Annotated in this window: 13 protein-coding genes; 5 read left to right on the top strand and 8 right to left on the bottom strand. The window is 36.3% G+C overall.

Annotation, left to right across the window (positions count from 1 at the left end):
* Positions 1-18 precede the first annotated feature (18 nt).
* From PQ963_07335 to PQ963_07310, 6 genes are all read right to left on the bottom strand, one after another.
* On the bottom strand, positions 19-1,038 hold the full coding sequence (locus tag PQ963_07335) for a zinc-dependent alcohol dehydrogenase family protein (protein ID MEN4029474.1): 1,020 nt from the start codon (positions 1,036-1,038) through the stop codon (positions 19-21).
* A 523-nt stretch (positions 1,039-1,561) separates the two neighbouring features.
* Positions 1,562-1,903, bottom strand: a complete 342-nt coding sequence (locus tag PQ963_07330) for a DUF86 domain-containing protein (protein ID MEN4029473.1) — start codon at positions 1,901-1,903, stop codon at positions 1,562-1,564.
* Complete coding sequence (locus tag PQ963_07325) at positions 1,900-2,190, bottom strand: nucleotidyltransferase family protein (protein ID MEN4029472.1); 291 nt, start codon at positions 2,188-2,190, stop codon at positions 1,900-1,902. Before PQ963_07325 ends, PQ963_07330 begins: the two co-directional genes overlap by 4 nt.
* Positions 2,191-2,403: 213 nt before the next feature.
* The gene (locus PQ963_07320; GenBank protein ID MEN4029471.1) at positions 2,404-4,029 is read right to left on the bottom strand and encodes an NADP-dependent glyceraldehyde-3-phosphate dehydrogenase; all 1,626 of its coding nucleotides are present in this window, start codon (positions 4,027-4,029) and stop codon (positions 2,404-2,406) included.
* A 302-nt stretch (positions 4,030-4,331) separates the two neighbouring features.
* Positions 4,332-4,766 (bottom strand): hypothetical protein, encoded by a 435-nt coding sequence (locus tag PQ963_07315; GenBank protein MEN4029470.1) that lies wholly within the window; start codon positions 4,764-4,766, stop codon positions 4,332-4,334.
* A 63-nt stretch (positions 4,767-4,829) separates the two neighbouring features.
* Positions 4,830-5,399 (bottom strand): hypothetical protein, encoded by a 570-nt coding sequence (locus tag PQ963_07310; GenBank protein ID MEN4029469.1) that lies wholly within the window; start codon positions 5,397-5,399, stop codon positions 4,830-4,832.
* Positions 5,400-5,927: 528 nt separating this feature from the next.
* Here PQ963_07310 and mcrB point away from each other — a divergent pair.
* The 5 genes from mcrB (at position 5,928) to PQ963_07285 (ending at position 11,154) form a co-directional block, all read left to right on the top strand.
* Complete coding sequence (mcrB, locus tag PQ963_07305; protein ID MEN4029468.1) at positions 5,928-7,259, top strand: coenzyme-B sulfoethylthiotransferase subunit beta; 1,332 nt, start codon at positions 5,928-5,930, stop codon at positions 7,257-7,259.
* A 21-nt stretch (positions 7,260-7,280) separates the two neighbouring features.
* On the top strand, positions 7,281-7,769 hold the full coding sequence (gene mcrD / locus PQ963_07300; GenBank protein MEN4029467.1) for a methyl-coenzyme M reductase operon protein D: 489 nt from the start codon (positions 7,281-7,283) through the stop codon (positions 7,767-7,769).
* The gene (gene mcrG / locus PQ963_07295) at positions 7,770-8,564 is read left to right on the top strand and encodes a coenzyme-B sulfoethylthiotransferase subunit gamma (protein MEN4029466.1); all 795 of its coding nucleotides are present in this window, start codon (positions 7,770-7,772) and stop codon (positions 8,562-8,564) included.
* A gap of 1 nt (position 8,565) precedes the next feature.
* Complete coding sequence (gene mcrA, locus PQ963_07290; protein MEN4029465.1) at positions 8,566-10,221, top strand: coenzyme-B sulfoethylthiotransferase subunit alpha; 1,656 nt, start codon at positions 8,566-8,568, stop codon at positions 10,219-10,221.
* 243 nt (positions 10,222-10,464) lie between these two features.
* Positions 10,465-11,154 (top strand): TetR/AcrR family transcriptional regulator, encoded by a 690-nt coding sequence (locus PQ963_07285; GenBank protein ID MEN4029464.1) that lies wholly within the window; start codon positions 10,465-10,467, stop codon positions 11,152-11,154.
* Positions 11,155-11,181: 27 nt separating this feature from the next.
* Here PQ963_07285 and PQ963_07280 read toward each other — a convergent pair whose 3' ends face one another.
* Positions 11,182-11,697, bottom strand: a complete 516-nt coding sequence (locus PQ963_07280; protein MEN4029463.1) for a hypothetical protein — start codon at positions 11,695-11,697, stop codon at positions 11,182-11,184.
* A 12-nt stretch (positions 11,698-11,709) separates the two neighbouring features.
* Complete coding sequence (locus PQ963_07275; GenBank protein MEN4029462.1) at positions 11,710-12,333, bottom strand: energy-coupling factor ABC transporter permease; 624 nt, start codon at positions 12,331-12,333, stop codon at positions 11,710-11,712.
* Between the last annotated feature and the right edge of the window lie 273 nt (positions 12,334-12,606).

Genomic DNA, 12,606 nt, shown 5'->3' with positions numbered 1-12,606 from the left:
ATTGTTTTCCAGGTTTTATTATATTTTTAAAACTCCAGCCCCTTTATATTTTCCCTTTTTTAATAAGTTTAAAGCATGGTTCGCCTCTTCCAGCTTAAATTCTCTAATTTTTGATATAATGGGAATCTCACTGGCTAAAGAAAGAAACTCTTCCACATCATTCCTTGTGATATTGGCTACACTCTTTATTTCCTTTTCATGCCATAAATGCTCTGTATAATTTAACTCTGGAATTGGTGTTTCCTTACGAATCAGATTTATCACCAGTTTTCCTCCCTTCTCTAAATTTCTTAAAGCCTCCTGTACTGATATCCCTACGGGAGTGGTATCAATTACACGGTGCAATTTTTCTGGCGGAGTATCTCCTGTTACTCCTATCCAGTCTGCTCCCATCTTTTTTGCCAGTCGAGCCGCCAGATCGTTCCTGTTTCTGGTGAAGACAAAAACATTACTATCCGGATAGCTGTATTTAACCATCTGAATAACGATGTGTGCCGAAGCTCCAAATCCATAAAGCCCAAGGTTTTCACCGTTTTTTAAGTCTGTTAACTTTAAAGCCCTGTACCCTATTGCCCCTGCACACATAAGGGGGGCTGCCTGGACATCTGTGAATATTTCTGGAATCTTATAGGCAAAATCTTCTAAAACAACTGTATATTCACCGTACCCTCCATCCACATCGCAGCCAGTAGCTTTAAATTTTGCACACAGGTTTTCATTTCCACGCATGCAAAAATAGCATTTCCCGCAGGCTGAATTTATCCAGGCTACTCCCACACGGTCACCCGGTTTAAACCTGTCTACATTTGCTCCTGATTTTACCACTGTTCCAATAATTTCATGTCCTGGAACCACCGGTAGCCTGGGTGTGAGCCTTCCCTCAATCTCATCAAGTTCGGTGTGACAGATACCACAGGCCGATACTTTTATCAGGATCTGTTTTGAACCGGGCTGGGGAACAGGCCGGTCTTCCAGTTTCAGGGGATTTTCTTCAATAGGGGCGATCTTATTCAGGACCATTGACGTTCCGGTTAACATTTCAGTCTTCTCTGCCAATTATTGGTATTAATCCTTTTGTTACTTGATGTTAGGTAGGAGTAAGTTAGTAATTTTTTAGTCTATTCATGGTCTGTTACCTATTATCACTAAATAATGTTGAATCTACACCATATAGAAACTCCAGCACAATAAGAGATCAATACCACATTTTATGATTATCATAATAACACTTAAATGTTTGGATTTTATCTAAAAACCAATGGAAAATATTTCCACTCTACAAATTATAATCTGTAAATCAATTTTTATGTAATTGAAGTTTTATAATTAAAATAATCAAAAATAAATGCAAATTACTGGATCATAACACTTAATTGTAGCTATCTGTAATTATTTATATCGATTCCTCATCTTTACCACGCCGCATTGGATAAACTATTGCTAATATTAAACAAAATTAAATCGAATTTTTCACCTTCAATTGGTTCAAAAAGGTTTCTTTCCCTAATTCAACATTATAAGTAGCATTAAGTCTATGATATCAATTTATATTCTCATTTTGCTATTCTATAGTTTTAAACATTGATTCAATTTCAGATCGTGTTTTTGGCAGGTTTTCGGTTATAATCTTCCATATAATAGTTAAATCAACCCCAAAATACTCATGAATTGCAATATTCCTGAGTCCAACCATTCTTTTCCAGGGAATATCCGGATATTTTCCCCTTATGTTTTCAGGGATGTTCTTAGATGCCTCTCCTATGATTTCAAGATTCCTTATAACTGCATCTACAACCAGATCATTCTTCTTGAATGTTTCATAAGTTAGATCACTGATGTAACGTTCAATTTTATCCATAGATTCAAGTATATCTTCGATATACATTTTATAGGTTCTTTTCATTGGAAAATAGCCTCTTTCAAGATTTTGTCCTTTAATTGGGGCTTCAAAGCTTTAATTGTGACTAAATCTACTTTTTTGTCTAATATTTCTTCAAGATATTCCTTAAGATCAAAGAATTCCCATCCGGGAGATTCGTAAAACTCTACCAGAATATCCACATCACTTTCTTTAGATTCTTCTCCTCTAACATATGAACCAAAAATACCAATTCTTTTAACCTTAAATTCTTTTTTTAAGGAAGGTTTGTATTTTTTTAAGGTTTTTTCTATTTTTTCCAGGGATTTCATTCTTTTCCTCCGCTGAAATATTTTTTGGTCATGATTGACATTATTTATAAACATTTTTGGTGCTAATCCTTTTTGTTACTTGGTGTTATGGTAGGAGTAAGTTAGTAATTTTTTAGTCTATTTATGGTCTGTTACCTATTAATACCACTAAATAATGTTGAATCTACACCATATAGAAACTCCAGCACAATAAAAGATCAACACCTAATTATTTTAAAGGATAAAATCTGTGGAAAGAAAGGTTGATTTGTTCTCTCTTACAATCTTTTTTATTATTGCCCTGTTTGCATCTGTTTCCTTTGCAGCTACAATAGATTCTACTGAAAATGCACGTAAAGCATCTGAAATAGAAAGGGTTCCCTCTGCTGAATCCTTTCTACCTGTAAATGGAAAGCTATCCGGGCCGCGCTGGCATTGACTGTTGATATTAACCCGGGCCACCTGATTGACCAGGGAATCTATGAGATTTGCAATTACATGGGTATCTTTTCCAAAAATACTTGCCTGCAGCCCATAATTTGATTCAACAATATATTGTACAGGCTCTTCAATGTCATCAAAGGAAATGACTGGGATTACAGGACCAAACTGCTCCTCTCTATACAGTCTCATGTCATGATTAACTGGATACAGTAGTGCGGGATAAAAAAATGTTTCATTTTGAGTGCCGCCTGCTTCATTAATTACTTCTGCACCATGTGCCTTGGCATCATTCACCAGTTCTGTGAGGTACTCTATTTTCTGTGGATCTGGCATGGGTGTTATATAAACATCTTTTTCCCATGGCATCCCAATTTCCAGTTTACTGATAGCTTCTGCAAGCTGTTTAATAAATGGATCAACAATTTTAGAGTGGACAAATAGTATCTTCAAAGCAGTGCACCGCTGACCATTGTATGACAGTGCTCCGGTAATACATTCTTTAATGGTTAGTTCTAGGTCTGCATCCTTTAAGACAATGGCAGCGTTCTTGGCATCCAGTCCAAAAGAACAGTGCAGCCTGTTAAGTTTAGGGTGCTGTCTTTTTAATGCGTTAGCTACCTTGCTTGTTCCAATATAGGCAAGAGAATCAATTTTACCTGAAGATATGAGGGGGCTTATAATTTTTCGGCCCTCACCATAGATCGTGTTGACCACTCCTTCTGGGAAAGACTTACAGAATGCTTCAAGGAGAGGATAAAAAATCAAACTTCCAGGTCTTGGTAGTTTGAGTACCACTGTGTTCCCCATTACAAGAGCAGGAATGGCTGTGGTGAATGTTTCATTTAAAGGATAATTGGATGGCCCCATGCAGAGAACAACCCCTCGAGGAGCTCGGCGTATCTGTCCAATTATTCCATCTTTAATTAAAAAACCTGATGAATCACGGTCCATACTCTTAAGTGCATCGATGGTGTCATGTATATAATCTACTGTTCTATCAAATTCACTTACAGAATCAGGATAAGACTTCCCTATTTCCCACATCAAAAGATTTACCACCTCACTCTTCCTTTCCTTCATCTGTCTTGTAAATTCTTCAAGGTGTTCAATTCTTTCCTCTACATGCATTGAAGGCCAGGACCCCATTCCATTGCCGTATGCATCACTTGCAGCGTCTATAACCATCAGTGCCTCTTTTTCTGTTAAAAGAGGGTGGCTTCCAATGATTTTCTGTGAAAGACCTGATGATGTCCTAACACATACTGGTGAGAGGACCTGCTGCACTGGACCATCCCATTGGTGCAACTTGCCATTTACAAGATATTCAGTCTGATTGATTGGGGTTTTAAAATCAAATTCCAGGGGCACGTCTCCTTCATCAGGAAATAATGAATCTATTTTTTTCAATAATTTCATTTATTTAACCTCCATTTTACAGTTTCAAGCTTTTTATAGTGTTTAAGCGTAAAGGAAGTCCTGAATCATGGATTTTACTTTTTGATTTGTAGCTAATTATTTATCTTCAAAAGAAGTCCTGTGTTTTTCGATATATCTGGAGATAGTATTTTACGCTACATTATTGTTATGTTTTGAGAGTACAAAAATATTGCTCTTAAGAAAATGCACCTTATGATCAAACTAATTTGAATGCAAAAATATAGGAATATCCCTCAATCCAGCAGGGCTTTAAAACCCCAAAATAATAAAATAAGCAGTTGTTAACTCATTAATTTAAATATCCATGTTGTGTTGTTATTTTCCTTATCATATTCTACTTTTTGAAATGATGCTTTGTGGTTCTCTATATCATTAATCAAGTAAACATAGACAATACATGGAGCAACAGTAATGGGTATATTTTCTTTATTTAATGCCACGATACTTTCACGCAGTACTGGATTTTTTACCTCTAAAACTGCCAGCCCATCATTTTCAGAATAAATTAAATCGTCGCAAAGCCCTAAATCTTCAATGAACACTCTTTTTACCGATTCTTCGGTTAAATTATTTTTATCAACCATATTTTGAGAATGAAAATAATCCACAATATATCTGGCCGACAACCTGGAAAGTGTCCGTGAATTTCTTCCAATTACTTGAAATACCGCCTTATTTACTAAATATATCATTACATTCAACAATGCATCTGTCATAATCAAATCTCCGACTCTATCTTGCAAAAAAAAGAAAAGAGTGTAATAATTTACTTAGCTTTATTATTTAGGTGGACTATATGGGATTGCAGAAAAGTGGTTTATTATTCTAAGTTTTCCATCTGCACCTTTTTTAAACACCCAGCTCTTTTCAACCATTGTTTCATTTCCGTCTTTATCTGTAACATACACATGGCCCATGGTAACAGCTATGTTATCATGTATATGAACACCGCCCTCGCTGTTTACAAATCTTGCTTTTGCCCATGGTTTTAAAGCAAACCCTTTATCTTCTGGATATTTAGGATTACCACCAACAAAATAAGATAATGCTCCTTCTTTTGTGTTTCTAAATGTGTTTGGCCCATAAGCAAGTGTGGGTTTGAAAGTCACTGAACCTTTATCATAATCATATGCCTCTGTAAGTACCTGTTCTGCAACTGCTTTTGCATCTCCGCCTTCTTCATGGGTTTTTCCAATTTTTACCAGGGCATCACACCAGGCTTGTTGAGCAGCAATAACCTCATCTTCAGTAATTGTTGATTTTGGGTTCCCAAGTCCCATAACAGCTGCTGAAACCAAAACAACACCAACTACTACTACAGCTAATATTATTATCATCTCTTTATTCAATGTATCACCTCACTTTAGATAATGTGTAGTAACTACACATGTGTAGTATGTACACATGGAGTATATAAATCTTGTCCTGTTTTCCCAGCATCTGCAACATGGAGCATTATATTATACTTATTATTTACTCTCCAGTTCCTCCACATGTCGAAGCCTGTTATGTAACAGCTATTAGTAATGCTAAGAAAATGCAAACTTTATATACTAAAATGACCAGTAATTATAAAATAACCTATGGTCACTATGTGACTATAGGTTAGTGCTGGGAAAAATTTTTATCAGCACAGGGAAAGGAAATTGGTATTTAAAGTGCTAAAAGCTTCTTTTCAAGGCTACAGCATGTTTCAGGATAATATATTTTCGATTAATTCATATTGAGCCGTTTTTCCCTCCAAGAGAACATAAAACTAAAGAATATTTAGTTTACTCAGTAGAAATTTTGAAATATTTTCTAAAAAGCTGCTTGTAGCTTTTTAAATTTTGAATATCGTTTCATTTCAGTCGAAAAAATAAAGAGGTGTAATAGTTATGCCAACGTATGAAGACAAAATAGACCTGTATGGGGTTAATGGAAAGCTTTTAGAAGAAAATATCCCTTTAGAAGCAGTAAGTCCCATGTTAAATCCTACAATCGAAAAGATAGTGCATGAAGTAAAACGTTCAGTTGCTGTTAACTTATCAGGGATAGAAACTGCCCTTGAAAAGGCAGCTTTCGGTGGAAAATCAAATTTTGTTCCTGGAAGGGAATTAAAATTACCATTAGTTGAAAATGTGGATGTGATATCCCAAAAAGTTAGAAAAATGATTCAGGTAGATGAAGAAGACGACTTCAACATAAAACTCATTAATGGCGGCAGCCAGATGCTGGTGCAGATGCCCTCACAGAGAATGAAAATGGCTGCAGACTACACAGTTTCAACATTAGTTGCTGGAGGAGCAGTTATTCAAGCAATCATAGACACATTTGACGTGGACAAATTTGACGCACCTGCAGTTAAAACAGCAGTTTTAGGACGTTATCCTCAAAGTGTGGACTTTATGGGTGCAAACATTACAGCACTTCTTGGACCTCCAGTAATGCTCGAAGGACTTGGATACGGTCTTAGAAACATAATGGCAAACCATGTTGTTGCGATCACAAAGAAAAACACTCTAAATGCGGTAGCTTTATCTTCAATTTTAGAACACACGTCAATGTTTGAAACAGGGGATGCTTTAGGTGCTTTTGAAAGATACCACCTTTTAGGAATGGCATACCAGGGTTTAAATGCTAACAATCTGGTATTTGATCTTGTAAAAGCTAATGCAAAAGGAACAGTTGGTACTGTAATCGCGTCACTGGTTGAAAGAGCTTTAGACGATGGAGTTATTAAAGCAGTGAAAACCATGCCTTCAGGATACAAAGTATACGAACCTAATGACTGGGCTTTATGGAATGCTTATGCTGCATCTGGACTAATAGCATCTGTAATAGTTAATATTGGTGCATCCAGAGCAGCTCAGGGAATTGCTTCCACAATCCTTTACTACAATGACATACTGGAATACGAAACCAGCCTTCCTGGCGTTGATTACGGACGTGTAGAAGGAACAGGTGTAGGTATGAGTTTCTTCTCCCACTCTATATATGGTGGTGGAGGTCCTGGAACTTTCCACGGAAACCACGTAGTTACAAGACACAGTAAAGGTTTTGCAGTACCGTGTTCTGCTGCAGCAATGTGTCTGGATGCTGGAACTCAAATGTTTTCAGTAGAAGCTACATCTGGACTTGTAGGTACAGTTTATGGGGACATAGACTATTTCAAAGAACCAATCAAGTACGTTGCAGATGGAGCCAGAGAAATAAAGGATAAAGTATAAAAATAATGTTGGGGCAGTAATATGAAAGAAATTAAAGCTGTTGATGTGAAAATTTTCCCTTACAGACGTTTAAAGCCAGAAACAACTGCAAAAATACTTAATGGTGTCATTGAATTTAAGGGAATTTTAAGAATTCTTGTAAATGGAGATTCCATACCTAAAATTGTAGGATACGGCCCTGCAAAAGGGATTCAAGTTAATCATGAGGATAGAAAGGTTATCAAAGTAAAAGAAGATTATTTCGAACTTTTCGTATCAGTTGGAGAATTAATAATAACTGTAAAGTATGAAAAACTTGATTCATTCCTTGAAAAATTGCAAAGTCTATTAAATGATGTTTTAAGCTTTGAATATGATGTTTTTGTGGGTATTTTTACAAAAACAAATATTACTGTTTCAGATTATTTAAAATTAGGTTTGGGACTTGATGAAAACATTGATCCTCGCCTCATAGGGATGGTGGATCCAAAAGCAAAGTCCCATGAAACTGTAAAATTAATAGGTGATTAAATGTCTTATAAAGCTCAATACTCTCCTGGAGAAACAAAAATTGCTCAAAACCGTAGGAATCATATGGATCCTGATTTTGAACTTAAAAAAATCAGGGAAATTGCTGATGAAGATATAGTTAAAATTTTAGGTCACAGAAACCCTGGAGAAGGTTATAAAAGTGTTCATCCTCCTCTTGAAGAGATGGATTTTGAAGAAGATATGATGAAAGAACTTGTAGAGCCTATTCCTGGTGCAAAGGAAGGTAACAGAACCAGATATGTTCAGTTTACAGATTCAATGTACAATGCACCTGCACAGCCTTATGATAGGGCCAGAACATATATGTGGAGGTTTAGAGGAGTAGATACTGGAACATTATCTGGAAGACAGGTTATAGAAATCAGAGAACTTGATTTAGAAAAAATATCAAAAACATTGATTGAAACTGAACTCTTTGACCCTGCAAAAACAGGTATAAGGGGTGCAACTGTTCATGGACACTCATTAAGACTGGATGAAAACGGATTGATGTTTGACGCCCTCCAGAGATATGTGTACAACGAAGAAACTGACCAGATATCCTATATAAAGGATCAGGTTGGAAGGCCTTTAGATGAGCCTGTAAACATGGGTGAGGCTTTAGATGAAGAACATCTCAAGGAAATAACCACAATCTACAGAAGCGACAACATCAGCATGCGTGATGATAAAGAAGCGATTGATGTAGTTGAAATAATTCATACTGCAAGAACAGATGGTGGATTCGGATTAGAAGTTTTCAAAAATGATTTAAAGCGTAAATTAGGTGAATAAAATGGAAAAAGATAAAAAGTTATTTTTAAAAGCTTTAAAAAGTAAATTTAATGAGGACCCTGACAAACAGCACACTGACTACTACTGCTTTGGAGGTTGGGAACAATCCCCTCGTAAAAAAGAATTCAATGAACACGCTGAAAAGCTCGTAGAAGAAAGAGGAGGGCTTCCATTTTATAATCCAGATATAGGGGTTCCTTTAGGTCAGAGAAAATTGATGGCATATAAAGTTTCTGGAACAGATACCTATGTAGAAGGAGATGATCTTCATTTCTGTAACAACAGTGCTATTCAGCAGCTTTCAGATGATATTAAAAGGACAATTATCGTGGGTATGGATACAGGTCACGCAGTACTTGAAAAGCGTTTAGGTGTGGAAGTAACTCCAGAAACAATAAACGAGTACATGCACACAATAAACCATGCACTTCCTGGAGGGGCCGTAGTTCAAGAACACATGGTAGAAGTTCATCCAGGTCTTGTAGGCGACTGTTATGCTAAAATATTCACAGGAGACGACAGTCTTGCTGATGAACTGGATAAAAGATTCCTTATTGACATAAACAAGGAATTCCCAGAAGAACAGGCTGAAATGCTTAAAAGCTACATCGGCGCAAAAACCTACCAGATAAGCAGAGTTCCAACAATGGTTGTAAGGACCTGTGATGGTGGAACAGTGTCAAGATGGTCTGCAATGCAGATAGGGATGAGCTTTATTTCGGCATACAAACTATGTGCTGGAGAAGCAGCAATAGCTGACTTTTCATACGCTGCAAAACATGCAGATGTAATTGAAATGGGGACTTTTTTACCAGCAAGAAGAGCAAGAGGGCCAAACGAACCTGGAGGAATCCCGTTTGGAGTTTTAGCAGACATGGTTCAAACATCAAGAGTATCAGAGGACCCTGCAGAAATAACGCTTGAAGTTATCGCCGCTGCAGCAGCAATATACGACCAGATATGGCTTGGTTCATACATGTCTGGTGGTGTAGGATTCACACAGTACGCTACAGCAGCTTACACTGATGACATACTTGACGATTTCGTATACTATGGTATAGAATACGTGGAAGAAAAATATGGGATATGTGGTGCAAAAGCAGACATGAATGTTGTTAAAGACATATCAACTGAAGTAACACTCTATGCAATGGAACAGTATGAAATTCCAACACTCTTAGAAGATCATTTTGGGGGATCACAAAGAGCAGCAGTAGCTTCTGCAGCAGCAGGATGTTCAGCTGCATTTGCAACTGGAAACTCAAACGCTGGAATTAATGGATGGTATCTAAGCCAGATACTCCACAAAGAAGTTCACAGCAGACTTGGATTCTATGGTTACGACCTGCAGGATCAGTGCGGAGCTTCAAACTCACTTTCAGTAAGGAGTGATGAAGGTTTAATCCATGAGTTAAGAGGCCCTAACTACCCTAACTATGCAATGAACGTAGGTCACCAGCCAGAATATGCAGGAATAGCTCAGGCACCTCACGCTGCAAGGGGAGATGCTTTCTGTGTCAATCCTTTAATAAAAATAGCATTTGCTGATAAAAACCTGGCATTCGACTTTGAAAAGCCAAGAAAATCCATCGCCAAAGGTGCACTCCGAGAATTCATGCCTGGTGGAGAAAGAGGCCTAATTAACCCTGCAGGTTAATAGAGCCAGATACATCATTTAAAAGTGGATTAATTCCACTATTTTTTATTTTTAACCAAATTTTAGATTCATTTAATTTCTAAAACCTGTTTTAAAGATAAGCTTAATAAGTTATTTTTTTGATAATAAGTATGTTTATGTAGGTCACTATTAATGATATATATGATATATTTAAAACAAAACATTATCATAACAGAATAAAATGAATATATACCATATAACTTCATTTTGTCAGGTGAATGCATGTCCATCGTAGCAAGAAGAGAAAGAGAAAAAAAGAAGCGGCGACATGATATTATCAATGCTGCAGAGAAACTATTCTTTTTTAGAGGTTATGATAATGTTTCTATGAATGACATAGCTCTGGAAGTTGAGTTATCCAAGGCAACTTTGTATTTATACTTCCAAAACAAAGAGTCATTGTTTTTTGCTATAGTACTTAGGGGCACCAGAATTTTGAATTCTATGATTAGAGAAGCTGTAGAAAAAGAGGATAAAGGTATTGACAGGGTGGTTGCATTTAGAAAGGCATATTATGAGTTCACCAGGCAATATCCAGATTATATCCAGATTTATAATTATTTCCAGTCAGGAAGGTTCAACCTGGCCAGTGAAAATAAACGAACTGAAACCCAGGCAGATGTTTCTATACCTTTTGTAAGCGAGTGTGCAATGGAGATACTTAAATTACGTAAAGAAAGGTTCTTAATTCTCTGTAATTCTGTTCAAAAAGGCATAGATGATGGAACAATCCGTCAGGATCTGGATCCTGTTGAAGTCGCTGTTTTACTTTCAGCAATCTCTAAAAGTTTATCACACATGCCTCCTGATCATGAAAAAGTACTTGAAAGCCGTGGAATTACTCCTGAAAAGTATTTTATGGATGTTGGTGAGATGATACAACATATGATAATGAACAGAAATGTTTATTGACTGCTATTATCCACCAAAAAAATGTTTCTATGAAATTTTCCTTTTCATCCAGAATGCTCCAGCAGCAAGACCTGCTATGGCTCCTATTAGAATACCTGACAAAAATGGTGTTAAAAATTCTCCTGTTTTTTCATTCTGTGGATCTTCTGTTTTTTCATTCTGTAAATTTGTGGTATTTAAAAGGATTAAAGCATTTTTAATGTCATTTGCATTTGCTGAAGATACCAGTATCTTGCTGGATACACCGGGATTTTTGGATAGAAAATCGTTGACTGTGTCCTGATAAGTTACTGCAAGAATCCTTTTATCAGGGTTTTGCAGTGCATGTTCAAGTTCATGTGTGACATCATGGCTGGATTTGAAGTTGTATACAGTGATATTTAATCCTAACTGATCTGCTATTTTTTTAGCTGTTGCTCCACCTGAATCATCCGCAATAACTATCATTTCATCTGATTCCGGTGTGATATGCATTCCATGTGCACTTACAGACCCTATAAGTCCAAACAAGACTGTTAATAATAATACTGCTTTCAATTTCATATCACTCATCACTTATATTTTCTCTGTTTTTAAAAGTTCTGGTTTCACTTTAGATATAAAAGAAATTATAAATACATTGCTGACCCCTTCAATCACACCAATAAACAGGTAGAATGGTATTAGTGCTGCCATTAACATTTCTAAAGTTCCTGCTCCTGCTACCATTATTATCACAACCTGAGCTAAAGCAGCAATTACTATTCCCATTAAAGTACCTGAAAAAATACTCATGCGTTCATCAAGCCCTGAAAGTAGTTTATAGAATATATATGTTGAAAAACTTAGCGCAACTCCAATAGATAGCGTGTTTGCTCCTAATGTGGTTATCCCTCCAAATCCTAAAAGGAAAAACTGCACAACAAGACATAGAAAAGCCACTGCAACACCGCTTAGAGGACCAAGCAGAATAACCACAAGAGGTATTACAAAAAGATGTAGAGGAACCCCAAAGGGTGATGGTATGGATAACGAAGACACTGCGATTGTTACTGCAGCAAGAATCGCTGTGTTAATGGTTATTTTCTCTTTTTCTTCGCTTTTAGAAAGTTTAAATAGATATAACGCCAGTACAATAATGGCTAAGATCCAGTAAATTACTGACTGCCATAAAGGTATAAGTCCATCAGGTAAGTGCAAATTAGATAGCCTCCTTTTTTTGATTCAAATTGATTTTAATGCTTTTAATATATAATACTTGTTATTACTTTCTTATTATTACTTTTTGGCTGAAATTCTTCGAACCAGTAATAAAAAAGGAGTATATTATTACTATTATCTGTAAATTTGATACAAATCATCAAATTTACTGATCAAATGAAGGATACAAAAATTTGGGCTCTGTAGAAATGCTTTTAGATTTTTCCTAACAAATCTCATTTGAAGTCTCTTTGACCATAGTGGGCAGATATT

The sequence above is a fragment of the Methanobacterium sp. genome, assembly GCA_039666455.1.
Lineage (GTDB): Archaea > Methanobacteriota > Methanobacteria > Methanobacteriales > Methanobacteriaceae > Methanobacterium_D.
Note: the sequence above shows the minus strand (reverse complement) of the source record. Positions and strands in the feature narration are given on the sequence as shown.

What these genes read in the sequence shown, in the direction of transcription:
- PQ963_07325 (MEN4029472.1), bottom strand. Translation starts at nt 2,190, where the DNA reads ATGAAATCCCTGGAAAAAATAGAAAAAACCTTAAAAAAATACAAACCT.
- PQ963_07280 (MEN4029463.1), bottom strand. Translation starts at nt 11,697, where the DNA reads ATGAAATTGAAAGCAGTATTATTATTAACAGTCTTGTTTGGACTTATA.
- PQ963_07285 (MEN4029464.1), top strand. Translation starts at nt 10,465, where the DNA reads ATGTCCATCGTAGCAAGAAGAGAAAGAGAAAAAAAGAAGCGGCGACAT.
- PQ963_07320 (MEN4029471.1), bottom strand. Translation starts at nt 4,029, where the DNA reads ATGAAATTATTGAAAAAAATAGATTCATTATTTCCTGATGAAGGAGAC.
- mcrD (MEN4029467.1), top strand. Translation starts at nt 7,281, where the DNA reads ATGAAAGAAATTAAAGCTGTTGATGTGAAAATTTTCCCTTACAGACGT.
- mcrG (MEN4029466.1), top strand. Translation starts at nt 7,770, where the DNA reads ATGTCTTATAAAGCTCAATACTCTCCTGGAGAAACAAAAATTGCTCAA.
- mcrB (MEN4029468.1), top strand. Translation starts at nt 5,928, where the DNA reads ATGCCAACGTATGAAGACAAAATAGACCTGTATGGGGTTAATGGAAAG.
- PQ963_07315 (MEN4029470.1), bottom strand. Translation starts at nt 4,766, where the DNA reads ATGACAGATGCATTGTTGAATGTAATGATATATTTAGTAAATAAGGCG.
- mcrA (MEN4029465.1), top strand. Translation starts at nt 8,566, where the DNA reads ATGGAAAAAGATAAAAAGTTATTTTTAAAAGCTTTAAAAAGTAAATTT.
- PQ963_07335 (MEN4029474.1), bottom strand. Translation starts at nt 1,038, where the DNA reads ATGTTAACCGGAACGTCAATGGTCCTGAATAAGATCGCCCCTATTGAA.
- PQ963_07330 (MEN4029473.1), bottom strand. Translation starts at nt 1,903, where the DNA reads ATGAAAAGAACCTATAAAATGTATATCGAAGATATACTTGAATCTATG.